The sequence below is a fragment of the Bradyrhizobium sp. FW305-F6 genome (genome assembly GCF_058782905.1).
In genome coordinates, this window is the sequence record NZ_JBYSYD010000003.1 from 687460 (window position 1) to 713888 (window position 26429).

The following is a 26429-nucleotide window of genomic DNA, read 5'->3' on the forward strand; positions in this document are numbered from 1 at the left end:
GTAGAGTTCGTGGTGATGGTTTTATTGTTGGCGCGGCGACAGCAAGCCGCGCAGTTCTAGAGTGCCGCTAAGACCCGTCGAAACCGCAAATCCGGAGAAGTCGGGGCAATCAAGGTATAGTTATGGCGGACATGCATGCATCCGGGGCCGCCTTCGATGGCAGCCCGCGAAACCACTCTTCCCGGCCCCAATGTGGGGGTAGCAGAGCCGTTTGGCGAGACCAAATCACAAATTGGCCTTGCGAAACTGTTCCGGCCCCTATAACTACCCCCAATCATCCACATATTTCGTCCCACCCACAACGGAGCGACAGTCCATGGCTCGCGTCACCGTAGAAGATTGTATCGACAAGGTCGACAACCGGTTTGACTTGGTCCTGCTGGCCGCCCACCGTGCCCGCATGATCTCGTCCGGTTCACAACTAACGGTTGACCGCGATAACGACAAGAACCCAGTTGTGTCTTTACGTGAAATCGCGGAGACGACGATCTCGCCGGAGGACCTCCGCGAGGAGCTGGTCCACTCGCTCCAGAAGTTCGTCGAGGTGGATGAGCCCGAGCCGGATACGGTGCCGCTGATCGGTTCCGCAGGGGCGAGCGTCGATGCCGACGACACCGAAGTGGCCGTCGAGCGCATGACCGAAGAGGAGCTCCTGAAGGGCCTGGAAGGCCTCGCTCCGCCCGAGGAGCAGCCCGAGGAAGACGAGTAATTCCTCCGTCGCGACCATCGACTGCTTGTGATCATTTCAAAGGCCCGAACCGTCGTTCGGGCCTTTGCTTTTGTTGACCTTTTCGTGGTTACCATAGCGTCGTCGCCGGCGCCGCGTCTGTCACTGAATTGATCGGACACGAGCGCGATTGGAGCTAGGATGGATGCAGCGGGCCGGCTCGGCCCGTGTGAAGGCAGGATGGAATGGTATATCGGCGTCGCAGACCCCCGCAGATGCAGGCCGCAACCGAATCGGTTGCCGTCGCCCCGACTGCGCCGGTCGCGCGTCCGGCCAGGCCCCGGGCGCGGATGATGCGTCAATATGACCTCGTTGAGCGCGTCCGGTCCTACAACCCCAATACCAACGAAGACCTGCTGAACCGCGCCTATGTCTACGCCATGAAGGCGCATGGCTCGCAGACCCGCGCCTCGGGCGATCCGTATTTCTCGCATCCGCTCGAAGTCGCTGCGATTCTCACCGACCTCAAGCTTGACGACGCGACCATCGTGGCCGCGCTGCTGCACGACACGATCGAGGACACCGAGGCAACGCGTGCCGAGATCGATCAGATTTTCGGCTCCGAGATCGGCGCGCTGGTCGAGGGCCTGACCAAGCTGAAGCGGCTGGAGCTGGTGTCGCGCGAGGCCAAGCAGGCCGAGAATCTGCGCAAATTGTTGCTGGCCATTGCCGATGATGTCCGAGTGCTTCTGGTCAAGCTCGCCGACCGTCTGCACAACATGCGCACGCTGGACTTCGTGCCGACGGAATCGCGCCGGCGCATCGCCGAGGAGACGCTCGATATCTATGCGCCGTTGGCGGGACGCATGGGCATGCAGGAAATGCGCGAGGAGCTGGAGGATCTGTCCTTCCGCACCCTCGATCCCGAAGCCTATTCGGTCGTGATGCAGCGGCTCGACGCACTGGCCGAGCGCAACCGCAATCTGATCGGCGAGATCGAGGACCAGCTCTCCAACAATCTGCGCCACCGGGGCCTGGGGGCGCGGGTCTATGGCCGCCGCAAGAAGCCGTTCTCGATCTGGACCAAGATGGAGCGGAAGTCGGTCGGCTTCGAGCAATTGTCCGACATCTTCGGCTTCCGCCTCGTCGTCAACGACATCGAGGCCTGTTATCGCGCCCTCGGGATCGTCCACACCACCTGGCCGGTCGTGCCGGGGCGCTTCAAGGACTACATCTCGACGCCGAAGCAGAACGACTATCGCTCGATCCACACCACCGTGATCGGCCCCGGCAACCAGCGCGTCGAGCTCCAGATCCGCACCGAGGCGATGGACCAGATCGCCGAACGCGGCATCGCCGCGCACGTCTTCTACAAGGAGGGCGTGGGTTCGCCGACCGAATTCCTCAAGCGCGAATCCAATGCGTTCGCCTGGCTGCGCCACACTATCGGCATCCTGTCAGAGAGCGCCAATCCCGAGGAATTCCTCGAACACACCAAGCTCGAGCTATTCCACGACCAGGTGTTCTGCTTCACCCCGAAGGGCAAGCTGATCGCTCTGCCGCGCCACGCCAACGTGATCGATTTCGCCTATGCGGTGCACACCGACGTCGGCAACAGCGCGGTCGGCTGCAAGATCAACGGCAAGTTCGCGCCGCTGTCCTCGGAGCTCCAGAACGGCGACGAGGTCGAGGTGCTGACCTCGGAGGCGCAGTCCGCGCCGCCGTCGGCCTGGGAAACGCTCGCCGTTACGGGCAAGGCGCGCGCCGCAATCCGCCGCGCCACCCGCACCGCGGTGCGCGATCAATATGTCGGCCTCGGCCGGCGCATCGTCGAGCGCCTGTTCGAGCGGGCCAAGATCGAATACGCCGACGACAAGCTCAAGGGCGCGCTGCCGCGGCTTGCACGCACCTCGATCGAGGACGTCATGGCGGCGGTGGGGCGCGGCGAGATCAAGGCCTCCCACGTCGCGCGTGCGATGTACCCGGACTACAAGGAGGAGCGGATCGCGCGCTACGGCGTCAAGAAGGGGCTGGCGGCCAAGCTCAAGGAGAAGTCGTCGGAACCGCCGCGCAGCCCTGTTGCTATCCCCATCCGCGGCATCAATTCCGACCTTCCCGTGAAGTTCGCGCCGAACGGCGGCGCCGTGCCCGGGGATCGCATCGTCGGCATCGTCACGCCGGGCGAGGGCATCACGATCTATCCGATCCAGTCGCCCGCGTTGAAGGATTTCGAGGAGGAGCCGGAGCGCTGGCTCGACGTCCGCTGGGACATCGAGGACTCCGCGCCGCAGCGCTTCCCGGCCCGCATCAAGGTCGAGAACGTCAACGAGCCCGGCGCGCTGGCGCAGATCGCGACCGTGATCGCCGAGCACGATGGCAACATCGACAACATCAGCATGCAACGCCGCTCGCCCGATTTCACGGAGACGACGATCGATCTCGAAGTCTACGATCTGAAGCACCTCAGCGCGATCCTGGCCCAGTTGCGCGCAAAGGCAGTCGTCGCCAAAGTCGAACGTGTTAATGGATAAACGCATTGCGTATGCGTCTATCGCCCTGATTTCGTGAGTCCTGAAATGCCCGCTTCGAAGCTTCGCCTCGGCGTCAACATCGATCACGTCGCAACCGTGCGGAATGCGCGCGGCGGCCGCCATCCCGATCCGGTGCGCGCCGCGCTGCTGGCGATCGAGGCGGGTGCCGACGGCATCACCGCCCATTTGCGCGAGGATCGCCGGCACATCCGCGACGAGGACATGGCGCGGCTGAAGGCCGAGATCTCCAAGCCGCTCAATTTCGAGATGGCGGCGACCGACGACATGATGCGCATCTCGCTTGCCACCAAGCCGCACGCCGTGTGCCTCGTGCCCGAGCGCCGGCAGGAAGTGACCACCGAGGGGGGACTGGACGTGGTCGGCCAGCGCAATGCGCTCGCGCCCTATATCGCGCGGCTGAGCGAGGCCGGCATTCGGGTCTCGCTGTTCATCGCCGCCGATCCCGCCCAGATCGAGATGGCGGCGCGGCTGCGCGCGCCCGTGATCGAGATCCACACCGGCGCCTGGTGCGACGCCGTCACCGACGGCCACAACGAGAAGGCCGAGGCCGAATGGCGGCGGATCGTGGCGGGGGTGAAGCTGGCCAAGGCCGCCGGCCTGGAGGTTCATGCCGGGCACGGGCTCGACTATGCGACCGCGGAGACGATCGCCGCGCTCCCTGAGATCATGGAGCTCAATATCGGCTACTACATGATCGGCGAAGCCCTGTTCGTGGGGCTGGCCGAGACGGTCCGCAAAATGCGCGCCGCCATGGACCGCGGCCGGAGCCGGGCATGATCATCGGCATCGGCTCCGATCTGATCGACATCACCCGGGTTGCCAAGGTGATCGAGCGCCATGGCGAGCGCTTCCTCGATCGCATCTTTACCGCAGCCGAGCGGGCCAAGGCGGAGCGGCGGGCGAAGAACGAGAAGATGGTGGTAGCGACCTACGCCAAGCGCTTCGCCGCCAAGGAGGCCTGCTCCAAGGCGCTCGGCACCGGCATCCGGCAGGGGGTCTGGTGGCGTGACATGGGGGTGGTCAACCTGCCGGGCGGGCGGCCGACCATGCAGCTGACCGGAGGCGCCCTGGCCCGGCTTCAGGCCCTGACGCCGGAGGGGTTCGAGGTCCGGATCGACCTGTCGATCACCGACGACTGGCCGCTGGCGCAGGCCTTCGTCATCATTTCCGCCGTCCCGCTGCCCAAGGACTGATCGTTGCAGCAATTGTCTTGTGATTATTTCATGAAATCAATGCGTTACGAAGTTTCCGTGAGATCGTTGATTGCGTGACCTCCGACAACCGTCTAAAAGTCCGCCGACGCAGATCAGCTTGGGTGAATTCGGCTTTACGCCGGAATTGGCCCTCACTATCAGAATCAGGACAATCTCCTTGGACCGCGACCGGTGGGTCGTTCGCGGGAGGAGGGCGCTCTGTGACCGCCGGCCGGAATTGAGAGAGCAATGAGCGTGACTTCGGGAACGAAAACTGAGAGCGGCGTCGGCGAAACGATCCGGGTCGTGATCCACGCACTCCTGATTGCGCTCGTGATCCGCACCTTCCTGTTCCAGCCCTTCAACATCCCCTCGGGCTCGATGAAGGCGACACTGCTGGTCGGCGACTATCTGTTCGTGTCGAAATTCTCCTACGGCTACAGCCACTATTCGATCCCGTTCTCGCCGCCGCTATTCTCCGGGCGGATCTGGGGCTCGGACCCGCAACGCGGCGACATCGTGGTGTTTCGCCTGCCGAAGGACGATTCCACCGACTACATCAAGCGCGTGATCGGCCTTCCCGGCGACCGCATCCAGATGCGGGACGGGCTCCTCTACATCAACGACACGCCGGTCGAGCGGCAGCGGATGAGCGAATATGTCGGCGAGGAGCCCTGCGGCTCGGAAGGCGGCGGCATCTCCCGGGTGAAGCGCTGGAAGGAAACGCTGCCGAACGGCGTGTCCTACGAGACGCTCGACTGCGCCGACAACGGCTACGTCGACAACACCAACGTCTATAACGTGCCGCCCGGCCACTTCTTCATGATGGGCGACAACCGCGACAACTCCACCGACAGCCGCTTCCTGGGCCAGGTCGGTTATGTGCCGCAGGAGAATCTGATCGGCCGAGCCCAGATGATCTTCTTCTCCATCGCCGAGGGCGAGCATGCCTGGATGTTCTGGCGCTGGCCGTGGGCGGTACGCTGGAATCGTTTCTTCAAAATCGTCCGATGAAAGACGAAGCCAAGGACATCGCGATCCAACCGGCCGAAGCGCAAGCCGCTCCCGAGAGCGAAGCTGCACCGAAGACGCCTGCCAAGAAGAAGCGGGCGCGGAGCAGCAAGGCCAAGGGCACGGACGCCAACGCGGCGCTCGAGGCGCGCATCGGCTACAGCTTCACCGACCCGAACATGCTGTTGCAGGCAATCACGCATGTCTCGGCGCTGAAGTCGGGGCGCAAGCGCGGCGACAGCTATCAACGGCTCGAATTCCTCGGCGACCACGTGCTCGGGCTCGTCGTCTCGGACATGCTCTATCACGCCTTCCCGAACGCCGACGAGGGCGAGCTGTCCAAGCGCCTTGCCGAGCTCGTGCGCAAGGAAAGCTGCGCCGACGTCGCCAAGTCGCTCGGCCTGCTCGACGACATCAAGCTCGGCTCGGTCGGCTCCAGTGCCGATGCGCGCTTGCGCAAATCCATCCTCGGCGACATCTGCGAGGCCGTGATCGGCGCCGTCTACCTCGACGGCGGCCACGCCGCGGCGGCCGAATTCGTCAGGCGCAACTGGACCGAGCGCATGCACAAGCCGCGCCGTCCCTTGCGCGACCCCAAGACCGTGCTTCAGGAATGGGCGCAGGGAAAGGGGCTGCCGACGCCGGTCTACCGCGAGGTCGAGCGCACCGGTCCGCATCACGACCCGCAGTTTCGCGTCGCCGTCGACCTGCCGGGCCTGGAGCCGGCCGAAGGCGTCGGCGGCAGCAAGCGCGCGGCCGAGAAGGTGGCGGCGTCGGTGATGATCGAACGCGAAGGCGTTGGCGGCGGCAATGACGGCTGAATCGAGCGGGGAGGCATCCACCGCGACACGCTGCGGTTTCGTTGCGCTGATCGGCGCGCCGAATGTCGGCAAGTCCACGCTGGTCAACGCGCTGGTCGGGGCCAAGGTTACGATCGTCTCGCGCAAGGTGCAGACCACGCGCGCATTGATCCGCGGCATCGTCATCGAGAACAACACGCAAATCATTCTGGTCGACACGCCCGGCATCTTCCTGCCCAAGCGCCGGCTCGACCGCGCCATGGTCTCGACGGCCTGGAGCGGGGCGCACGATGCCGATCTCGTCTGCGTGCTGCTCGACGCCAAGACCGGGATCGACGAAGAGGCCGAGGCGATCCTCGCCAAGGCGGCCAGCGTCAATCACGACAAGATCCTGGTCATCAACAAGGTCGACCTGGTCCAGCGCGAGAAGCTCTTGGCGCTGGCCCAGGCCGCCAACGAACGCATGAAATTCGTCCGGACCTTCATGATCTCGGCGATCTCGGGTGACGGCGTCGACGACATCCGCAAAACGCTCGCCGAGATGGTGCCGCCGGGCCCGTTCCTCTATCCAGAGGACCAGATGTCGGACGCGCCGATGCGACAACTGGCGGCCGAGATCACGCGCGAGAAGATCTATCGAAAGCTGCATCAGGAATTGCCCTACCAGTCCACGGTCGAAACCGACAAGTGGGAGGAGCGCAAGGACAAGTCGGTGCGCATCGAGCAGACCATCTTCGTGGAGCGCGAAAGCCAGCGCAAGATCGTGCTCGGCAAGGGCGGCGCCACCATCAAGTCGATCGGCGCGGATTCGCGCAAGGAGCTGATGCAGATTCTGGATGTGCCGGTGCATCTGTTCCTGTTCGTCAAGGTTCGCGAGAACTGGGGCGACGATCCCGACCGCTATCGCGAGATGGGCCTGGAATTCCCCAAGGAATAACCAAGAAAAGATCGGTATCCGATGAGCCTGCCCAGCAACGTCCGGCGCTTCGAAGCGCTGCTCTATGCATCGTTGATGCTGGATGCTCTCTCGGTCGCGGTGCAGGACCGCACGCCCAATGCAAATGTGACCGAGCAGATGATCATGATGGCGACCTTGCTCGCCGGCGGCATGATCCTGCTGCTGGTCTATTTCGTCCGGCTCGCCGCGCATGAGCGCAAGAACTGGCCGCGCTGGGTGCTGGCAGCGGCGCTCGTGCTGTCCGTGATGTCGCTCGGCCAGATCATCGGCGAGAAGGGCCTCGAGCTCGACAGCGCCATCGAGATCGTCTCCTGCGCGCTGACGGCGGCGGGGCTGTATTTCTCCTTTACCGGCGATGCGCAGGGCTGGTTCAACGCGTGAGGGCCTTGCGTCCCGGACAAGGTGCAGCGCGTCAGCGCTGCGCCGCAGAGCCGGGACCCAGGAGCGTGCGGTGAGATGGGCCCCGGCTCGGCAACGCGTCGCTGGTGCGCCGCGTTTTGTCCGGGGCACGAGTGCGTGCGAGAGGCGTCGGAATCCTGTAGGCTCCACCCGATGGAATGGACTGACGAGGGCATCGTGCTGGGCGTGCGGCGGCATGGCGAATCCAGCGCCATTGTCGAGCTGTTGACGCGTCAGCACGGTCGGCATCTCGGGCTCGTCCGCGGCGGTGCCGGCTCGCGGATGCGGCCGCTGTTGCAGCCGGGGAACAGCGTCAGTGCCGTGTGGCGTGCGCGGCTGGACGAGCATCTTGGCACCTACACGATCGAGGGATTGAAGCTGCGCGCCGCAACACTGCTGGCATCGTCCCACGGCGTCTATGGCGTCACCCACCTCGCCTCGATTGCCCGGCTTTTGCCGGAGCGCGATCCTCACGAGGAGATCTTCGCGCTGCTCGAACACTCGCTCGACGATTTCGACGATATCGGCGGAGCGGCCGTCCACGTCATCCATTTCGAGCTGGCGATGCTTGCCGAACTCGGCTTCGGGCTTGCGCTGGAGAATTGTGCGGTCACCGGCGAAACCACGGACCTGATATACGTGTCTCCGAAATCAGGCGGTGCGGTGTCGCGCGGCGCGGGGGAGGCGTGGCGCGACCGGCTGTTGCCCCTGCCGCCTTTCCTGCGCCAGGGTGAGACCGCGAGCGATCTCACCGAGCAGGATCTCCAGGACGGCTTTCGGCTGACCGGCCTGTTCCTGCTGCGCCACGTGCTGGAGCCGCGCGGGCAGGGCCATTCCGACGCGAGGGCCGGCTTCATCAACGCCTTGATGCGGCAGCAGGCGAGGGCCGCAATCCCGGCGCCATGAGATGCCCCTTTAACGTGCGCCCCGACCTGCGGTCCAATGGAACAAAATCCGCCTGAGCAGATTGCCGGTGAGGTTCCACAATCGGGGGACAGCCCAAATGTTGATCAGGGGATTCGCCTTGTCTGCGACGCTGCTTGCGTTTGCGCCAGACGCCATGGCCGCCGAGCCGCAGCCCGGGGTTTTTCGCAGGGCTTCGTGCACGGTGGTGCGGTATTATGTGGCGAAATATTCAGCTGCGGCCGCAGAGACATGGGCACGGTCCAAGGGCGCGACGGATGCCGAGATCGAGGCGGCTCGGCGTTGCTTGACCAACGCCCCGGCGCTGGCGCAACCGCCGACCCAAACCGTGACGGCCGGCTGGGCCGGCCACTAGCCGACCGCAGGGGAACCATTCGTCCTTGCCCGATTCGCTTCCACGGTTTAACCGGGCGGCATGGGAAAACGAATCGTTCCGCCGGAAGAACCGGCTGAAATCCACGAGGTGCCGCTGCGTGAGGCGCTGGAAGAGCGCTATCTCGCCTATGCGCTCTCCACCATCATGCACCGTGCGCTGCCGGACGCGCGCGACGGTCTGAAGCCGGTGCACCGGCGCATCCTTTACGGCATGCGCCTGCTGCGGCTCGACCCCGGCACCGCCTTCAAGAAGTCCGCCAAGATCGTCGGCGACGTGATGGGCTCGTTCCATCCGCATGGCGACCAGGCCATCTACGACGCCATGGTGCGCCTCGCACAGGACTTCTCCTCGCGCTACCCGCTGGTCGACGGCCAGGGCAATTTCGGCAATATCGACGGCGATAACCCGGCGGCCTACCGCTACACCGAAGCGCGCATGACCGACGTCGCGCGGCTCCTGCTCGACGGCATCGACGAGGACGGCGTCGAGTTCCGCGCCAACTACGACGGCCAGTCCAAGGAGCCCGTGGTGCTCCCCGGCGGCTTCCCGAACCTGCTCGCGAACGGCGCGCAGGGTATCGCGGTCGGCATGGCAACCTCGATCCCGCCGCACAATGCGGCCGAGCTGTGCGACGCCGCGCTACACCTGATCGAGAAGCCCGACGCAAAGTCCAAGGCGCTGATGAAATGGGTCAAGGGGCCCGATTTCCCGACCGGCGGCATCTGCGTCGATTCCAAGCAGGCGATTGCCGAAGCCTACACCACCGGCCGCGGCTCGTTCCGCGTTCGCGCCAGATGGGAGCAGGAGGAGGGCGCCCGCGGGACCTGGGTCGTCGTCGTCACCGAGATCCCCTTCCTCGTGCAGAAGTCGCGCCTGATCGAGAGGGTCGCCGAACTGCTGGACCAGAAGAAGCTGCCGCTGGTCGGCGATATCAGGGACGAGTCGGCCGAAGACGTCCGCATCGTGATCGAGCCGAAGTCGAAGAACGTCGATCCCGCGCTGATGATGGAATCGCTGTTCCGGCTCACCGAGCTCGAAAACAAGATTCCGCTGAACCTCAACGTACTGATCAAGGGCCGCATCCCCAAGGTCGTGGGGCTCGCGGAGTGCTTGCGCGAATGGCTCGACCACCTGCGCGACGTCCTGATCCGCCGTACCAAACACCGCAAGGGCGAGATCGAGCATCGGCTGGAAATTCTCGGCGGCCTCTTGATCGCCTATCTCAACATCGACGAGGTGATCCGGATCATCCGCAACGAGGACGAGCCAAAGCCGGCCTTGATCAAGGCGTTCAAGCTCACCGAGTTGCAGGCCGACTCCATCCTGAACATGCGGCTGCGCAATCTGCGCAAGCTCGAAGAGATGGAGATCCGCACCGAGGACAAGGATCTGCGCAAGGAGCTGAAGGGCATCGAGGCCCTGCTGGCCTCCGAGCCCGAGCAGTGGAAGAAGGTCAGCGAGCAGGTCGGCAAGGTCCGCGACATGTTCGGGCCCAAGACGCCGCTCGGCAAGCGCCGCACCACCTTTGCCGACGCGCCCGAGCACGATCTCGCCGCGATCGAGGAGGCCTTCGTCGAGCGCGAGCCGGTGACGGTCGTCGTCTCCGACAAGGGCTGGATCCGCACCATGAAGGGCCATGTCGAAGATCTCTCGGGGCTCGCCTTCAAGCAGGACGACAAGCTCGGCTTCGCCTTCTTCGCGGAGACCACCTCGAAGCTGCTACTGTTCGCTACCAACGGCAAGTTCTACTCTCTCGATGTCGCCAAGCTTCCCGGCGGCCGCGGTCATGGCGAGCCGATCCGCCTGTTCATCGATCTGGAGCAGGAGGCAGCGCCCGTCGCGCTGTTCGTCAACAAGGGCGGACGCAAATTCCTGGTCGCGAGCCACGAGGGCCAGGGCTTCGTCGTCAACGAGGACGATTGCGTTGGCACCACCAAGAAGGGCAAGCAGGTTCTCAACGTCGACATGCCGAACGAGGCGCGCGCGATCACCGAAGTGCTGGGTGATACCGTTGCGGTGATCGGCGAGAACCGCAAGATGCTGATCTTCCCGCTCGACCAAGTGCCGGAAATGGCCCGCGGCCGCGGCGTGCGCCTGCAGAAGTACAAGGATGGCGGTCTCTCCGACATTGCCGTGTTCGAGGCCAAGGCCGGCCTGACCTGGAAGGACTCCGCCGGCCGCGAATTCTCAGCGACCATGAAGGAGCTCGCGGAGTGGCAGGGCACCCGCGCCGACGCCGGCCGCCTACCGCCGAAGGGTTTTCCGAAGTCGAACAAGTTCGGGCGGGGCATCGGGTAGGGGCGCAGGCCGTCGCCACACCATTGGTGTCATGCCCCGGCTTGACCGGGGCATCCAGTACGCCGCCGCCTTTATCATCGCATGGTCTCTGGAATACTGGATCGCCCGGTCAAGCCGGGCGATCACACCGACGGTGTGTGCGCAAACGCGCGGCTGATAGCCGTGTGCGCATACGTGCTTCTGGCTTGTGGGCACGAACATTGCTTTTTGCTGGCGACCGTAACCGTTTCGCCAAGGCAAGAAGAAACCAATGTTCAAACTCAAGTCTTTCATCCCCGCGCTGTTCGGCCTTGCGCTGGCCGCAGCGCCAGCGCATGCGGCGGGAAATCTCGTCGCGGTGCTCGAGGCAGAAATCGTCACCCTCGATCCGCATTTCTCCACAGCCTATATTTCGCGCACGTTTGGCTACATGGTGTTCGATACGCTGTTTGCGAAGGACTCCAAGGGCGACGTCAAACCGCAGATGGTGCAGGACTGGAAAGTCTCGCCCGATGGCCTGACCTACAGTTTCACCCTGCGCGATGGCCTCAAATGGCATGATGGCCAGCCGGTCACCGCGGCCGATTGCGTGGCCTCGCTTCGCCGCTGGGGCACGCGCAGCGCGCTCGGCCGCCGCATCTTCGCGATCACCGCTTCGCTCGAGCCAACCGATGCCAAGACCTTCGTGCTGACGCTGAAGGAGCCGTCGGGTCTCGTCATCGACGCGCTCGGCAATCCCGTCAGCCCCGTCGCCTTCATGATGCCCGAGCGCATCGCCAAAACGCCTGGCGATCAGCGCATCACCGAGATCATCGGCTCCGGCCCGTTCGTCTACAGCAAGGCCGATCACCGCACCGGCGATCGCATGATCCTGAAGAAATTCGCCGACTATGTGCCGCGCCCCGAGCCTGCCGACTTCCTCGCCGGCGGCAAGCGCGTCAATGTCGACACGCTGGAGATCCGCGTCATTCCCGACGGTGCGACCGCAGCCTCTGCGCTCCAGGCGGGCGAGATCGACTTCATGCAGTACGCCCCGTTCGATCTGTTGCCGCAGCTGGAGAAGAACGCGCGCGTGAAGCTCGTCAACTTCACCGGCGGCAATATGTTCGCAGGTGCCTACCGTCTCAACGCCGCGTCGAAACCGTTCGATGATCCCGCGATCCGGCGCGTGCTGTGGAAGCTGGTCGACCAGCGCGAAGTGCTTGACGCGCTCGGCCTCGATGCCAAATACGCGACGCTTTGCGCGACGTTCTTCACCTGCGGCACCACCTATGAGAGCAAGGCCGGCATCGAGGCCGCCGCGAAACCCTCGATCGAAGCGGCGAAGGCCGCGCTGAAGGCGACCAAATATGCCGGCGAGCCCGTCGTCGTCATGCAGGCCAACGATCTCGAAGCGCCCCGGGTCTCGGCGCAGGTGCTCGCGGAGCGGTTGAAGGCCGCCGGCTTCAACGTCGATGTGCAGGTGATGGACTGGGCGAGCGTGCTGGCGCGTCGCGCCAAGAAGGAAGGCTGGAGCGTCTACGGCGTTCACGCTGGCGGCTTCGACCTGGGCTCGCCGCTGACCAACGTCATGGTTGCCTTCAACTGCGCCGACTTCACCGGCTGGCAATGCGATGCGCGCATCACGCCCTTGCTGGAAGCGTTCGCCAAGGCGCCGGCCGAGGAGGACCGCAAGAAGATCGCGGGCGAGATCCAGGCCGTCATGTACGACCAGGCACCCGCGATTCCGTGGGGCCAGTTCGCCCAGCCGGCCGCCTCTCGCGCGACCTTGCGCGGTTTGATACCGTCCGCCATCCCCGTGTTCTGGAACGTTGAGAAGTAACGCGATGTACGATGTCATTGTTGTCGGCGGTGGTTCCGCCGGCGCCGCCGTTGCGGCACGGCTGTCCGAGGATTCCGGCCGGCGCGTCCTGCTGCTCGAAGCGGGACGCGACTGGCGCGCCGATGAGGCACCATGGGAAGTGCGGACGCCCAATCCCATTCCGATCATCCACAAGCGCGAATACCAGGAGAAATGGCAATGGCCTGACCTTCTGACGCGCCGGGTGGCGGGGCAGGAGCCGCGCTTCTACTGGCGCGGCAAGGGGCTCGGCGGCTCGTCGATGATGAACGGCCAGATCGCCATTCGCGGCGTTGCCGACGCCTTCGACGAATGGGCGGCCAATGGCTGCACCGGCTGGTCGGCCAAGGAGGTGATGCCGCTGTTTTCCGTGATCGAGGACGATCTGGAATTCGGCGATGACGATGGCCACGGTCGCGGTGGGCCGCTGCCAGTCTATCGCGCGCCGCCGGAGACATGGGGGCCGATCGATCGCGGCCTGCGCGACGCGGCGCTGGCCAGCGGCTATCCCTGGTGTGCCGACGTCAACGGCCCGGACGGCGAGGGCGTCGCCTGCTATCCCATCAACAGCCGCAACTCGCGCCGCATCACCACCAATGAGGGCTATCTCGAGCCCGCGCGCGGCCGCGCCAATCTCGAGATCCGCGGCCATGCGCTGGTCGATCGCGTGCTGATCAGCGACGGTCGCGCAACCGGCGTCCGCGTTCACATCGAGGGGCAAGGCACGAGCGAGATCAGCGCGCGTCAGATCGTGCTCTGCGCCGGTGCGATCCACAGTCCGGCGATCCTGCTGCGCTCGGGCGTCGGACCGGCCGAGGAATTGAGGGCGATGGGCATCGCGGTCGCGCGAGATCTGCCTGTCGGCCGCCACTTCTTCGATCATCCGCTGTTTCGCGCCACGATCCAGCTGCGGGAGGGGCTTCGTCCCACCGATCCCGATACCCGCCACACCAATTGCTGCGTGACCTACTCGTCGGGCCTCGCCGATGGCGGCAAGCGCGACATGATCCTGATCGCCTTCAATCACCGCGGCATCGGCAATGCCGGGGCGATCGGCGCCGGTCTGTTCAATGCGTATTCGCGCGGCACGCTGAAGCTTGCATCGACCGATCCCACGATCGATCCCGTCGTCGAGGAGAACATGCTCGCCGATCCGCGTGACATGCTGCGGATGATGGACGCGGTGCGGCGCCTCGCGGTGATCACCTCGCAGCCGCCACTATCTGAGATTTCCGACTGGATCCGGCTTGCCGACACCGATCTGACGTTGCCGCAGGCCGCCAGCCTGCCGGATCACGAGCTCGATGCGGTGCTGCGCCGTGAGACCGGCGACATCCAGCACGCCGCCGGCAGCTGCCGGATGAGCGCGGTCGGGGATTCCGACGGCGTGGTCAACCCCGACGGTTCGGTGAAAGGTATCTCAGGCCTGCGCGTCGCCGACGCCTCGATCATGCCGTCGGATTGCCGGGCCAACACGCATTTCACCACGGTGGTGATCGGGGAGGCGATCGCGCGGATGATGATGAAGTAGCCAATGACGGAGCCAGCAGCGGGGCCATTGCTCTCCAACTCGCATGTCAAATAGCGGGCGCGCTTTCGCCATCCCGCGGCGCGTCTCGCCCGAGTTTTGCTTGATGCGCCGCGCCCAAAATGACCAGGGCACAGGGAAGGCCGGGCGCCAGCGGCACCCGAGATCCGTGCGCTGTAAGAATGCACACGGGGTGGACCACAGGTGTGCCGGTCGCCCGGCCTTCCCTGCGCGAATGGTTTTAACGGTGTCCTTCCTGCTCTCCTCGGGGAGCGTTGCACTATTGCCCCCGTCGCCTTGCGGCCGGTGGATACGCGCGCCGGTTGGCCGCTATATCACCGCAAGACTTGGCGCCAGAACCCCGGGCGTCGGGACCACACGACTTCTCCGTCCGCGCACGTCTTCGCTGGGAATCCGAGGGGTGGCGTGTGCTCGCCCCCGAAGCCATGCGAAGACGCTGTCGGCGCCGTGTCGTTGACGCGAAGCCATTGCTCACGGTGTCCCGCCCCGCAATGCCGATCACGCCCGACGCCGTCGCGTCCATCGCTGCCCAGCCCGCGGTTCGTGACGATCGCGATCCGCCCCTCGTCTCGGGCCAGGGTGTTTCGTGTGTACGATAAATCAGAATTCGGTAAAGCGGAATATTTTGCGGAGTGGGCTTGACAGGTGGTGTGGCGGAATTGACCGGGGTGTTTTGCCCGACGGGCACGCGACCGCCGTGAACCCTGGCCGCGGCCTTCGCATGTCCGTAAGGCAGTCCGGCGTTCAGATCATCTGACCGCCCGAGACTTCGATCCGTTGCCCCGTCACCCAGCGATTGTCCTCGCTCAGCAGGCTCGCGACCATCGGGCCGATATCGTCCGGGACCCCAACGCGGCCCAGCGCGGTCATGCCGGCGAATTGCTTGTTCACGTCGGCATTGTCACGCACGAGGCCACCACCAAAGTCGGTTTCGATCGCGCCGGGCGCAACGCTGTTGACGCGAATGCCACGCGGCCCAAGTTCCCTGGCCATGCAGACCGCCATCATGTCAGCGGCGGCTTTCGCCATGGTGTAGACGGCGAAGCCCGGATAGGTGACACGCGTCAAGCCGCTGCCGATGGTGACGATCGAGCCACCGTCCGCCATCAGCGGCAACAAGGCCTGGGTGAGGAAGAATACGCCTTTGACATGCAGGTTCATCTGCTGGTCGAACTGAGCCTCGGTGGTCTCGCCGAGCGGGGCGAAGAGGCCGTCGCCGGCATTGTGTACGAGGTGGTCGAAGCTCTCGCGACCAAATGTCTCTTTCAGCGTCAGGCCCAGTCTTTGCGCGAAGGAGGGAAATTTGGCGACGTCGGCGCTGTCCAACTGAAAGGCCACGGCCCGCCGTCCCAGCGCCTTGATCTCGGAAACGACGCTCTCCGCGAGGTCCGCACGGCTCCGGTATGTGATGATGACGTCGCTGCCCTTGCGCGCGATGTTGACGGCCATGTTGCGGCCAAGGCCGCGGCTCGCGCCGGTGATGATTGCAATTTTTGCCATGTCATGTCTCCTTCGTTTGGCATGGCGAAGGTGGCAGATACCGCGGCATTCGCGTTGCCAGATCCTTGAGCCTTCTTGCCTAATCCTCCAAATGACCGCGGACGTCGCTCAATCCGGACCGTCGCTGCGTCGAACGAACAATTCACGTGCCCAAAGTTGAAACCGTCCGGCCATCTCGGTTGCCGGAGCCCACGGCTGGTGTAAATTCGCGCGATGACGACGACCCTGCTCAAAACGGTTCGCCGCTATGCGGACTCGCATTCCGACCAAAACGGCACGGCCAGGACGCCGATTCCGGGCCTTACGGCCATACGGGCGCTGACGCCGGGCCAGCTCCAATACGCAATCAACCGACCGCTTGTCGCGCTTGTCCTGCAGGGCCGAAAGCGCGTGACGATGGGAGCGCATACCTTAGATTTCGGCGCAGGAGAGTCGCTCCTGATCTCGGCGGACGTGCCGACGGTGAGCCAGATTACCCGCGCCAGTGCTCAGCTCCCATATTATTCCCTGGTCGTTGAACTCGACCCGGCGGTGATCGCGAGCCTGATCGTGGAGATGCACCTTGCTCCCGAGCCGCAAGGCATTCCCGTGCGCGTCGATCCGACCGAATCGGAAGTTGCCGATGCCGCGCTCCGCTTGATGCGGCTGCTCGAGCGCCCGTCTTCCTTGCCGGTTCTGCGATCTCAGCTCGTTCGCGAAATCCACTATTGGCTGCTGGCAGGGCGGCACGGCGCGGGAATAAGGGCTCTCGGGGTCGCCGACAGCCATGCGCAACGCATCGCGCGCGCCGTCGCGATCATTCGCTCCGACTACGCAAAGCCGCTGCGGATCGAACGCCTGGCGGAAGCGGCAGCCATGAGTCCTTCCTCGTTTCACCAGCACTTCCGCGCGATCACATCACTCAGTCCCCTGCAATTTCAGAAGCAGCTGCGGCTCATCGAGGCGCGTCGGATGATGTTGTCGGAGGGCTCCGACGTCAGCAGCGCGGCCTTCGGCGTAGGTTACGAAAGCGTCCCGCAGTTCACGAGAGAGTATGGGCGCCTGTTCGGGCTGCCGCCCGCCAAGGACATCAAGGCCGCGCTCGGTCAGCTGGACACCGCAGCCTGACGCTAAGCCGGGCGATCGACGCCGGGGACAAGCGAGGCCGGACGGCGTCGCGGCGCTTTCTTTTCCCTAAATCACCCCCGCCAGCCGCAGCGCCACGCCCGCAACACAGCTGCCGGCCAGCACGGTCAGCATCCCCAGCTTGAACCGGAAGATCGCAGTCGCCGCCGCGATCGCCAGCACCAGCGCGGGAATGTCCACGCTCCTCAGCACCGGCCTATCGAAGTTCAGCGGAAAGGCGTGCACCGGCACTGTCTCGCGAAACAGCGTGTGCAGCGCGAACCAGATCGAGAGGTTGAGGATCACGCCGACGACGGCGGCGGTGATCGCGCTGAGTGCGCCGGCAAGGCCCGTGTTGCCGCGCAGGCGCTCGATATAGGGCGCGCCGACGAAGATCCAGAGGAAGCAGGGTGTGAAGGTGACCCAGGTCGCGAGCAGGCCACCGAGCGTCGCCGCAAGCATCGGCGACAGCCCGCTGGGGTCGCGATAGGCGGCCATGAAGCCGACGAACTGGAGCACCATGATCAGCGGGCCCGGCGTGGTCTCGGCCATGCCGAGGCCGTCGAGCATTTCGTGCGGCTTCAGCCAGTGATAATGCTCCACCGCCTGCTGGGCGACATAGGCCAGCACCGCATAGGCGCCGCCGAACGTGACCAGCGCCATCTTCGAGAAGAACAGCGCGATCTGGCTGAATACATTGGCCTGGCTGAAAGCCATCAGCAGCGCGATCACGGGCACCAGCCAAAGCGCCAGCCATACAGCACCGACGCGGATCGCGCGTCCCGTGTTGGGACGGACGTGATCGGGCACGCCTTCGCCCAGCATGCTGTCGATCGCTGCCCCGCCGTCTCCACCATGACCGTGACCTGCGGGCGCGAACTCCGGCCGGCCGCTGCGTGCGCCGGCATAGCCGATCAGGCCGGCGGCGATGATGATGACCGGGAAGGGGACCGCGAAGAAGAAGATCGCGACGAAGGCGAGGCCTGCGAGCGCGATCATGATGCGGTTCCTCAGCGCCCGCTTGCCGACGCGCACGACGGCCTCGACCACGATGGCGAGCACGGCGGCCTTGAGGCCGAAGAACAGCGCCTCGACGAAGCTGACATTGCCGAAGGCGGCGTAGACGTAGCTGAGGCCCATGATGGCGATGATGCCGGGCAGGATGAACAGCCCGCCCGCCATCAGTCCGCCGGCGGTGCGATGCATCAGCCAGCCGACATAGGTCGCAAGCTGCTGCGCCTCCGGGCCCGGCAGCAGCATGCAATAGTTCAGCGCGTGCAGGAACCGCCCTTCGGAGATCCACTTCTTCTCCTCGACCAGGATGCGGTGCATCACCGCGATCTGGCCCGCGGGCCCGCCGAAGCTCAAGTAGGCCACGCGCAGCCAGACGCGAAAGGCTTCCCCGAAGCTGACGCCGTGACCGGCGCCAGCTCCTGCCTGAACGGTACGAATGTCCATTACGCCTTCACCTTGTTGGTCGGCCAATTGTGGGTCTCGGTGGTGGCGTCGCGGCACCAGCGGTAGAAGGCATCGTAGAGCGTCATACCGGCCTCGAGCTGCTCGAGGTCGTCGTCATACATCCGCGACAGCCCGAGCGAGGCCGCAAGCAGGCCGGGCGCCTCCGGGGCGAGGTCGGGCCGCGCAGTGTCGGCGCCGCGCACCAACGTCGCGAGCCGGAGCAGGGCCGGAGTCGCGATGCCAAACTCCTCGGTCATGACGTCGAAGGTGCAGAGCTCGCCGCGGTGGCTCCAGAACACGTTCTCGATGTCGAAGGGGGCGGCGTTGAAGCGTTCGCCGACCGCGACCACCTCGGAAGGGGCGACGTACAGAAACACCGCATTGGGGTCGACGAAGCGGCGGATCAGCCAAGGGCAGGCGATGCGGTCGATCTTGGGGCGCGCCCGCGTCACCCAGACGGTACGTCCCTGGGCATCGCGCGGCGGCAGCTTGCGGGCGTCGACCAGCGGCAGCTTGGCCGCCTTCCAGCCTTCGAAGCCGCCCTCCAGCGTCTCGGCCTGCACGCCGAGCTGGCGCAGCCAGGCCGCGGTGCCCTGGGCCAGCTTCTCGCCGCGCAGGCACGAGACAACGGCGCGGCGCCCGGCGAAGGCGCCGCCCCAGTCCGTCACGTTGTCGTGGCCGAGCTTGATGGCGCCGGGGATCAGCCGCCGGTCGGCGGCGAAATCCTCCTCCGTGCGCACATCGATCAGAACGGGCGCGTTCGCCGTGCCGATCAGCCGTGCCATTTTGTCGGATGATATCGTCGTGAATGTAGACATGATGCGTCCTCGCAAGAAAAAACGGGACGCGATGCTTGGGCGTGTCGCCTCGTGGGGAGATCGCTCAAATCCCCATGGCTCCGATTACAGCGAAACTAAGAAGCACTGTCAATCCGCGAGACGATTGGACCTTAGAAAATTGGGGCCGGCCATCTATATTGCGCCGGCAGAGCTGAATCTCCGGGAGACTTCGATGCATTCCCATTCCATCGAACAATGGACCCATGACCACGCCTTCCTCGGCGAGAAGCACGACCAAAACGAGCGCCGCACCTGGCTCGTCGTCGTCCTGACGCTGGTCATGATGGTCGGCGAGATCGTTGCCGGCTCGCTGTTCGGTTCAATGGCGCTGCTGGCCGACGGCTGGCACATGGGCACGCATGCGGCGGCGCTGGGCATTGCCGCCTTCGCCTATCGCTTCGCGCGGCGGCATCTGGGAAATGCGCATTTCACCTTCGGCACCGGCAAGTTCGGTGATCTCGCCGCCTTCGGCAGCGCCATCATCCTCGGCCTGATCGCGGTCGAGATCGCCTATGAGAGCGTGCTGCGGCTGATCAATCCGGTGCCGATCGTCTATGGCGAAGCCATGGCCGTGGCCGCGCTCGGCCTGTGCGTCAATCTCGCCAGCGTGTGGCTGCTGCGCGACGGCCACGATCATCACCATCACGGTCATGCGCATGACGGCCACGACGATCATGACCACGGCCATGATCATCACGGCCATCACCACCATCATCACGACAACAATCTGCGCGCGGCCTATGTCCATGTCGCGACCGATGCCGCGACGTCGGTGCTGGCGATCGCAGCGCTCGCTCTCGCGATGTATTCGGGATGGGTCTGGGCCGATCCAGCGGTCGGCCTGATCGGCAGCGTCGTGATCGCGAGCTGGGCGTTCGGCCTGATCAAGTCATCAGGCGCGGTGCTGCTCGACGCGCGGGCTGACGAGAAGCTGGAGCGGGTGATCCGCGCGCGCTTGGAAGTCGGCGACGACCGCGTCACCGACCTGCATCTGTGGCAGGTTGGCCCGGGCCATTGCGCCGTACTACTCTCGGTGGTCTCCGACCAGCCGAAGCAGCCGGCCGTCTACAAGCGGCGACTCGCGGGGCTCAAGGGCCTCAGCCACGTCACCGTCGAGGTCGAGACCTGCCCGCACTGACGTGAGGGATTAGCTCTTCGGCGTAATCGCCATCGGCGGGCTCGCTTCCGGCGTCTTCTTCGGCTTCAGCGTGCCGGCATAGAACGAGAGCAGCCAGACCAGGAGGAGGGCGAGGAGGTAGACACCCCAGGCTTGCGGCGGCGTGGTCGCCCAGCGCAGCAGGCCTTTGAACGTGCGTGGCGGAGTGTCTTCGCTCATGGCCCGCTTGTGCGCGAAAGCTAGGGCCCGGTCAATCCGGCCGCGGCCCCGTGCGGATCAGGAACAGCGCGGCCAGCGCCGAGAGGCTGAGCGCGGAGGAGACGATCAGCACCTTGGCACCCATGACGTCGATGAGCAAGCCGAAGGCGAGCGGCGCCACCGCCTGCGCCATCCGTGCCGGCGCGCCGATGATGCCGAGGCGATAGCCGAAATCCTTCGGGCCGAAGATCGCCAGCGGCAGGGTGCCGCGTGCGATGGTCAGGATGCCGTTGCCGGAGCCGTAGAGCAGCGCAAAGGCGCTCGCGGCGGGAGCGCCGAAGACGGCAACCACGGCGGCGCCGATCGGATGGGTGACGCAGGCGAGCCGTGTCGACCACAGCGGATGGAAGCGGCTAAGAAAGCCGGCTTCGAGGATGCGCGCGGCCACTTGCGCCGGGCCGATCAGCGCGCCCGCCGCGATCGCCTCGACATGCGTGGCGCCCATCGTCTCAAGCAGGCGCGGGAAATGCACGGCCATGGCGCCGGTCACGGTCCAGACCGCTGCAAAGATGAACGCCAGCAAAAGCATGGTGCGGTCGAGCGGCAGATGCAGCTTCTGGGCGTTCGCCGCCGCCTGCTTGGCGCCCTTGATCGCTGGCAGCATGAAGACGTTGAGCGGCAGTCCGATCAGGATGTTGGCGGCAGCCCAGGCAAAACAGGTCTCGCGCCAGCCGATATGCGACAGGCCCCAGGCGGTGAGCGGCCAGCCGACGGTCGAGGCAAAGCCCGCCATCAGCGTGATGCCCGTGATCGGCCGGCGCGCCTCGGTGCCGTAGATGCGCCCGAGCGCAGCGAAGGCCGCGTCATACAGCCCCATCGCCATGCCGATGCCGAGTACGAGCCAGGCGATCGCCATCACCGCGACCGAGTGCGAGACCCCGAGGAGCACGAGGCCGGCCGCGATGGTCAGGTTCGAGGCCGACAGCACCTGCCGCCCGCCGACGAGATCGATCTGCCGCCCGATGCGCGGTCCCAGCATCGCCGAGATCACCAGCGCGGCCGAGAACGCGCCGAAGATCCAGTTGGAGGAGACGCCGAGGTCGCGTGCCATGGGATCGGCGAGCAGCGCCGGCAGATAATAGCTGGAAGCCCAGGCCAGGGTCTGCGTGGTGCCGAGCGCCAGGATGATCGGAAGCTGGCGCTGGGTCATATCCCCGTGTCTCTGGTCGCCTGTGTCATTCAGTGCATTTGCCGCTTGCGGCGGGAGCGCGTCAACAGCGCCTGCGGCATATTCGACCTGCTGCGGAGGGGCGCCTTCCTGCCGAGCCGGTGCCGCCTTCCGTTGGTCACGAATGCACGCCATAATGGCGCATGCAATTGACCTCGCGCCTTGCGCTGATGAACTGGCTGACCGGCCAGGGGCTGACGGGCCTGCCTGAAAGTGAGCTGCTTCGCGGCTTCTGCGAGCGCTGCCGCGCCGAGGGGCTGGAACTGTCGCGCGGACTGGTCGTCATCGACACCCTGCACCCGATCTACGAGGGACGCGGCTTCCGCTGGAGCGATCGTCCCAGCAACGAGAGCGATGCGTTCGAATACGGCTCGACCGCAGACGGCGACGCCGCCAAGAGCTGGCGCCGCTCGGTGTTCTTCCACATGCTCGAGAACGGGCACGACGAGATGGTGATCGATCTCGCCGATGCGCCCTCCATGGATTATTCGCAGATCGGCGAACTCGCCGAGAAGGGCCACAAACACTATCTCGCCTTCGTGCACCGCTTCGGCGAGAACGGCGCGCTCGGCCTGATGGATTGCCTCTATTCCTGCTGGACCACCCGCCGCGACAGCGGTTTCTCCGGACTGGAGCTGGAAGCGTTGCGCGATCTGGTCCCGGTGCTGGGGCTCGCGATCAAGTCGGCGCAGCAGGTCGACATCGCCCGCACGCTCGGCCGCGTCTATCTCGGGCGCGATGCTTCGGAGCAGGTCTTGCGCGGGCGCATCTCGCGCGGCGTCACCGAGCGCATCAACGCCGTGCTGTGGTATTCGGATTTGCGCGGCTCGACCGGGATCAGCGAGAGCATCGGGCCCGACGAGATCATTCCATTCCTCAACGACTACGCGCAGGCCGTGATCGATCCGATCCACGAAGCCGGTGGCGACGTGCTGAAGCTGATCGGCGACGGCGTGCTCGCGATGTTCTGGGGCGAGGACATGGCGGATGCGCGCCGCGCCGCGCTACGGGCCGAGCATCTGTTCCGCAAGAACGTCGCGGCGCTGAACGCGCGGCGCGAGGCCGCCGGCCGGCCGACGACGTCGGCCTATATCGGCCTGCATGTCGGCGAGGTCTTCTACGGCAACATCGGCAGCGAGGACCGGCTCGACTTCACGGTGGTCGGCCCGACCGTCAACGAGGTCAGCCGGATCGCCTCGATGAGCCGCTCGGTCGACCGCGAGCTGCTGGCCTCGTCCGAGTTCTACAAGGGCCTCGATGCCGCCGGCCGCCGCTATCTCGTCTCCACCGGCCGCTATGCGCTGCGTGGCATCGGCCGCGCGCAGGATCTCTACACGCTGGATCCGGAGGTCGATGCGAGCGAGCCGGTCAGGGGAAGCTACGAGCGCTATCTGGCGGTTAGCCCGAGGCAGTGACTAGCACCGCGCCGCCGCTTCATCTCCCACCATGTCCGGCTGCCGGTCGAGGGCGACCGCCGGTGACAGCCAGATCACCAGCGCCTGCATGCCGAACACGGCGGCAGCGAGGTAGAGGCATGCTTCCGCGCTGAAGAGGCCGCCGACAATCGCGCCGAGCGCCGAGCCGAGCGGGCGGGCGCCGTAGCTCATGATGTTGATGGCGGAGACGCGGCCCAGAAGGCGCGGAGGCGTCACGGACTGGCGCAGCGTCGTGGTCGAGATCACCCACAGGATGGGACCGGCGCCGAGCAGGAAGAAGCTCAGGGCCGCCAGCCAGGGCGAGGGGACCAGCACCGTCAGCGCCATCACCAGGGCGGCGACGAAGCCGGTGACCGGGCCGAGGCCGACGACGGTGCCGAAGGCGAGGCGTCGCATCACGCGCGTGGCGAGGAGCGCGCCGATCACCATGCCGACGCCGTACATCGTCAGGACGGTGCCGACGCCGGCCGCGGTCAGGCCGAGGTGGCGCACGGCGTAGGGCACGAACACGGCGATCTGCAGGAACCACCCGGTGTTGAAGATGAACTGAGTGATGAACACCGGCCGCAGCAGCGGATGGTGAAACACGAATGCCGCGCCCTCGCGGATGTCCTGGAACGGATGGCGTCGCGGCGCCGGCGTGCGCGCGGGCTCAAAGATGCCCGAGAGCAGGACGACCGCAATCGCCGACAGCGCCGCGGCAAAGCCGAAGGCCGGGCTTGCGCCCCACCATCCCACCAGCATCCCGCCGAGTGCAGGCCCGCTGGCAAAGGCGATAGTGCGCGCCAACTCGATCCGCGCATTCGCCGCCGGTAACAGATCCGGCGTCACCAGCAAAGGCACCAGCGCCGGCGCCGCCACGCTGTAGACCACGGTGCCGCACACGGCGGCGAAGCCGAGCAGCGCCAGCAGCGGCAGATCGAGCGTGCCGAGCGCCAGCAGCAGCACGATGGTCGCCAGCGCCACGGCTCGCAGCGCCTCGGCAGCGGCCATCAGGGAGCGACGCGAGATGCGGTCTGCGAGCACGCCGGCTGGAATGGCGAACAGCACGAACGGCAAGGTCAGTGCGGTCTGCAGCAGGCCGGTCTGGCCTTCCGCGACCCCCAGCGTGAGCACCGCGACAATGGGGGCTGCCGCCAAAGCGATCTGCTCGGCCGACTGCGCCGCCAGGTTCGACCAGGCGAGCCGGCCGAAGGTGTCGGGGAGGCGAGGCGGGTTTGACATGGCTCATTTCCTGCGACGTCGGGTTGGCGCCAATATTCGGCTCCGAGAGCCGCGAAACCCACCCGCTTCCCGACAGGCTCGTCAGGACGGAGTCCACGCCGCTAGATGCAGTTGCAAATGAGTTGCAATAAGAATGAACTTGGGTATTCTGCCGGCATGGATGCCCGATCACCCCACCTCAAAGCCGACACCGCCGCTGGCTGGCGCGCCGACGCGCCCACCACCAAGAGCCTCGCCGAGGTCAATTCCACCGTCTCGATCCCGGTTGCCGGCCACTGGTCGCGGCGGCTGCTGGCCTTTGTCGGCCCTGGCTATCTCGTCTCGGTCGGCTATATGGACCCGGGCAATTGGGCGACCGATCTGGCCGGCGGATCGAAGTTCGGCTACACGCTGCTATTCGTCATCCTGCTCTCGAACTTGATGGCGATTCTGCTGCAGTCGCTGGCCGCGCGGCTCGGCATCGTCACCGACCGCGACCTCGCGCAGGCCTGCCGCGCCTCCTATCCGCGGTCGGTCAACTTGCTGCTGTGGATCGCCTGCGAGGCGGCTATCATTGCCTGCGATCTCGCCGAGGTGATCGGCACGGCAATCGCGCTGAAATTGTTGTTCGGCATCCCCCTGATCGGCGGCGCGCTGCTGGCCGCGCTCGACGCCTTCCTGCTGCTGCTGCTGATGAACCGCGGCTTCCGATTCCTGGAGGCCTTCGTCATGGCGCTGCTCGCGGTGATCGCGGTCTGCTTTGCCGTCCAGATCGTTGCTGCGGCCCCGCCGGTGGCGGAGGTCCTGCGCGGCTTCATGCCGAAGAGCGAGATCTTCACCAATCCGGACATGCTCTACATCGCGATCGGCATCATCGGTGCCACCGTGATGCCGCACAATCTCTACCTGCATTCCTCGATCGTGCAGACGCGCGCTTATGAGCGCAACGATACCGGCCGGCGCGAGGCGATCAAATGGGCGACGACCGATTCCACGATCGCATTGATGCTGGCGCTATTCATCAACGCCGCGATCCTGATCGTGGCGGCCGCGACCTTCCACAAGAGCGGCCATTCGGACGTTGCCGAGATCGAACAGGCATTCGAGCTGCTGTCGCCGCTGCTCGGCCTCGGTATCGCCTCGACGCTGTTCGCGGTGGCGCTGCTCGCCTCGGGCCTCAACTCGACGGTGACGGCGACGCTGGCCGGCCAGATCGTGATGGAAGGCTTTCTCGACCTGCGCCTGCCGAGCTGGGCCCGCCGCCTGCTCACGCGCGGCATCGCAATCATTCCCGTGATCGTCGTGACCGCGATCTATGGCGAGCGCGGCACGGCGGAATTGCTGGTGTTCAGCCAGGTCGTGCTGTCCATGCAGCTGCCCTTCGCCGTCATCCCGCTGGTGCGCTTCGTCTCGGATCGGCGCAAGATGGGGAAGTTCGCAATACCGAGATCGGTTGCCGTGATCGCGTGGATCATCGCGAGCGTGATCGTCGTCCTGAATTTGAAGCTGTTGTTCGATACGTTCTTCGGGTGAATGCAGAGCTGCCGCTCTCGGGTGCGGAACATCCCGCGAGTTTTGCGCGAGCCCGGCCGCACCCTTTCCGAGTTCCACATCGTCCTGTGGCAGAGCCTTCGTCGCGGAGCGACGAATGACCGCTTTTCAATTGGTACGAAGAGGGTATACTACCTTCAATTGCTTCAGGCCGTAGACCACTGACGGGCCATATTATGGCGTTGCGTTTTTCAGGATTGATTTTACTCCCGGCGGGATAATCGGCGGTCCCGCGCCGGAGTGAGTGCG

The 26429-nt window shown here is 65.4% G+C and carries 23 protein-coding genes; 17 read left to right on the forward strand and 6 right to left on the reverse strand.

Translation table 11 applies throughout. From position 1 onward, the window contains the following. Positions 1–316 precede the first annotated feature (316 nt). The 13 genes from rpoZ (at position 317) to AC3WLX_RS23715 (ending at position 14528) form a co-directional block, all read left to right on the forward strand. Complete coding sequence (gene rpoZ / locus AC3WLX_RS23655) at positions 317–709, forward strand: DNA-directed RNA polymerase subunit omega (RefSeq protein ID WP_007603391.1); 393 nt, start codon at positions 317–319, stop codon at positions 707–709. A gap of 203 nt (positions 710–912) precedes the next feature. Next, on the forward strand, positions 913–3198 hold the full coding sequence (locus tag AC3WLX_RS23660) for a RelA/SpoT family protein (RefSeq protein WP_492337782.1): 2286 nt from the start codon (positions 913–915) through the stop codon (positions 3196–3198). Between the two features lie 45 nt (positions 3199–3243). Further along, the gene (locus tag AC3WLX_RS23665) at positions 3244–3996 is read left to right on the forward strand and encodes a pyridoxine 5'-phosphate synthase (RefSeq protein WP_492337783.1); all 753 of its coding nucleotides are present in this window, start codon (positions 3244–3246) and stop codon (positions 3994–3996) included. Then, positions 3993–4412: a holo-ACP synthase gene (acpS, locus tag AC3WLX_RS23670; protein WP_492337784.1), complete on the forward strand. Its 420-nt coding sequence runs from the start codon at positions 3993–3995 to the stop codon at positions 4410–4412. The genes AC3WLX_RS23665 and acpS overlap by 4 nt, the downstream gene beginning before the upstream one ends. 249 nt (positions 4413–4661) lie before the next feature. Next, the gene (gene lepB / locus AC3WLX_RS23675; protein WP_291629196.1) at positions 4662–5426 is read left to right on the forward strand and encodes a signal peptidase I; all 765 of its coding nucleotides are present in this window, start codon (positions 4662–4664) and stop codon (positions 5424–5426) included. After that, positions 5423–6244 carry a ribonuclease III gene (rnc, locus tag AC3WLX_RS23680; protein ID WP_492337785.1) on the forward strand — a complete coding sequence of 274 codons (822 nt, stop codon included), beginning with the start codon at positions 5423–5425 and terminating at the stop codon, positions 6242–6244. Before lepB ends, rnc begins: the two co-directional genes overlap by 4 nt. Beyond that, positions 6234–7160: a GTPase Era gene (gene era / locus AC3WLX_RS23685; protein ID WP_492337786.1), complete on the forward strand. Its 927-nt coding sequence runs from the start codon at positions 6234–6236 to the stop codon at positions 7158–7160. The genes rnc and era overlap by 11 nt, the downstream gene beginning before the upstream one ends. 21 nt (positions 7161–7181) lie before the next feature. Then, positions 7182–7562: a hypothetical protein gene (locus AC3WLX_RS23690; protein WP_492337787.1), complete on the forward strand. Its 381-nt coding sequence runs from the start codon at positions 7182–7184 to the stop codon at positions 7560–7562. 171 nt (positions 7563–7733) lie between these two features. Continuing rightward, on the forward strand, positions 7734–8486 hold the full coding sequence (recO, locus tag AC3WLX_RS23695) for a DNA repair protein RecO (RefSeq protein ID WP_291628449.1): 753 nt from the start codon (positions 7734–7736) through the stop codon (positions 8484–8486). Positions 8487–8583: 97 nt separating this feature from the next. Continuing rightward, positions 8584–8859, forward strand: coding sequence for a hypothetical protein (locus AC3WLX_RS23700; RefSeq protein WP_291628451.1), 276 nt, complete (start codon positions 8584–8586; stop codon positions 8857–8859). A 60-nt stretch (positions 8860–8919) separates the two neighbouring features. Then, on the forward strand, positions 8920–11178 hold the full coding sequence (gene parC / locus AC3WLX_RS23705; protein ID WP_492337788.1) for a DNA topoisomerase IV subunit A: 2259 nt from the start codon (positions 8920–8922) through the stop codon (positions 11176–11178). A 250-nt stretch (positions 11179–11428) separates the two neighbouring features. After that, the gene (locus tag AC3WLX_RS23710) at positions 11429–12979 is read left to right on the forward strand and encodes an ABC transporter substrate-binding protein (protein ID WP_492337789.1); all 1551 of its coding nucleotides are present in this window, start codon (positions 11429–11431) and stop codon (positions 12977–12979) included. A 4-nt stretch (positions 12980–12983) separates the two neighbouring features. Continuing rightward, positions 12984–14528 (forward strand): GMC family oxidoreductase, encoded by a 1545-nt coding sequence (locus AC3WLX_RS23715; RefSeq protein ID WP_492337790.1) that lies wholly within the window; start codon positions 12984–12986, stop codon positions 14526–14528. A gap of 762 nt (positions 14529–15290) precedes the next feature. Here the strand turns inward: AC3WLX_RS23715 and AC3WLX_RS23720 are convergent. Beyond that, a complete protein-coding gene (locus tag AC3WLX_RS23720; protein ID WP_492337791.1) occupies positions 15291–16046 on the reverse strand; it encodes an SDR family NAD(P)-dependent oxidoreductase in 756 nt (251 codons plus the stop codon). A 213-nt stretch (positions 16047–16259) separates the two neighbouring features. Here AC3WLX_RS23720 and AC3WLX_RS23725 point away from each other — a divergent pair, with 213 nt between their 5' ends. Beyond that, a complete protein-coding gene (locus AC3WLX_RS23725) occupies positions 16260–17153 on the forward strand; it encodes an AraC family transcriptional regulator (RefSeq protein ID WP_492337792.1) in 894 nt (297 codons plus the stop codon). Positions 17154–17219: 66 nt separating this feature from the next. Here AC3WLX_RS23725 and chrA read toward each other — a convergent pair whose 3' ends face one another. Next, positions 17220–18608 (reverse strand): chromate efflux transporter, encoded by a 1389-nt coding sequence (gene chrA / locus AC3WLX_RS23730; RefSeq protein WP_492337793.1) that lies wholly within the window; start codon positions 18606–18608, stop codon positions 17220–17222. Beyond that, positions 18608–19426, reverse strand: coding sequence for a chromate resistance protein ChrB domain-containing protein (locus tag AC3WLX_RS23735; RefSeq protein WP_291627799.1), 819 nt, complete (start codon positions 19424–19426; stop codon positions 18608–18610). The genes chrA and AC3WLX_RS23735 overlap by 1 nt, the downstream gene beginning before the upstream one ends. 193 nt (positions 19427–19619) lie before the next feature. On the opposite strand from AC3WLX_RS23735, the gene dmeF reads away from it, so the two are divergent. Then, entirely contained in the window at positions 19620–20585 is a 966-nt protein-coding gene (gene dmeF / locus AC3WLX_RS23740; protein WP_492337794.1) for a CDF family Co(II)/Ni(II) efflux transporter DmeF, read from the forward strand. A 9-nt stretch (positions 20586–20594) separates the two neighbouring features. Here dmeF and AC3WLX_RS23745 read toward each other — a convergent pair whose 3' ends face one another. Together AC3WLX_RS23745 and AC3WLX_RS23750 are read right to left on the reverse strand one after the other, a co-directional pair. Beyond that, a complete protein-coding gene (locus AC3WLX_RS23745) occupies positions 20595–20783 on the reverse strand; it encodes a hypothetical protein (RefSeq protein WP_492337795.1) in 189 nt (62 codons plus the stop codon). A gap of 31 nt (positions 20784–20814) precedes the next feature. Next, positions 20815–21972: an MFS transporter gene (locus AC3WLX_RS23750; RefSeq protein WP_492337796.1), complete on the reverse strand. Its 1158-nt coding sequence runs from the start codon at positions 21970–21972 to the stop codon at positions 20815–20817. Between the two features lie 161 nt (positions 21973–22133). Here AC3WLX_RS23750 and AC3WLX_RS23755 point away from each other — a divergent pair, with 161 nt between their 5' ends. Continuing rightward, the gene (locus tag AC3WLX_RS23755) at positions 22134–23405 is read left to right on the forward strand and encodes an adenylate/guanylate cyclase domain-containing protein (RefSeq protein WP_492337797.1); all 1272 of its coding nucleotides are present in this window, start codon (positions 22134–22136) and stop codon (positions 23403–23405) included. Here AC3WLX_RS23755 and AC3WLX_RS23760 read toward each other — a convergent pair whose 3' ends face one another. Then, entirely contained in the window at positions 23406–24650 is a 1245-nt protein-coding gene (locus tag AC3WLX_RS23760) for an MFS transporter (protein WP_492337798.1), read from the reverse strand. A 156-nt stretch (positions 24651–24806) separates the two neighbouring features. Here AC3WLX_RS23760 and AC3WLX_RS23765 point away from each other — a divergent pair, with 156 nt between their 5' ends. Further along, positions 24807–26162 carry an Nramp family divalent metal transporter gene (locus tag AC3WLX_RS23765; RefSeq protein ID WP_492337799.1) on the forward strand — a complete coding sequence of 452 codons (1356 nt, stop codon included), beginning with the start codon at positions 24807–24809 and terminating at the stop codon, positions 26160–26162. The last annotated feature ends 267 nt before the right edge of the window (positions 26163–26429 follow it).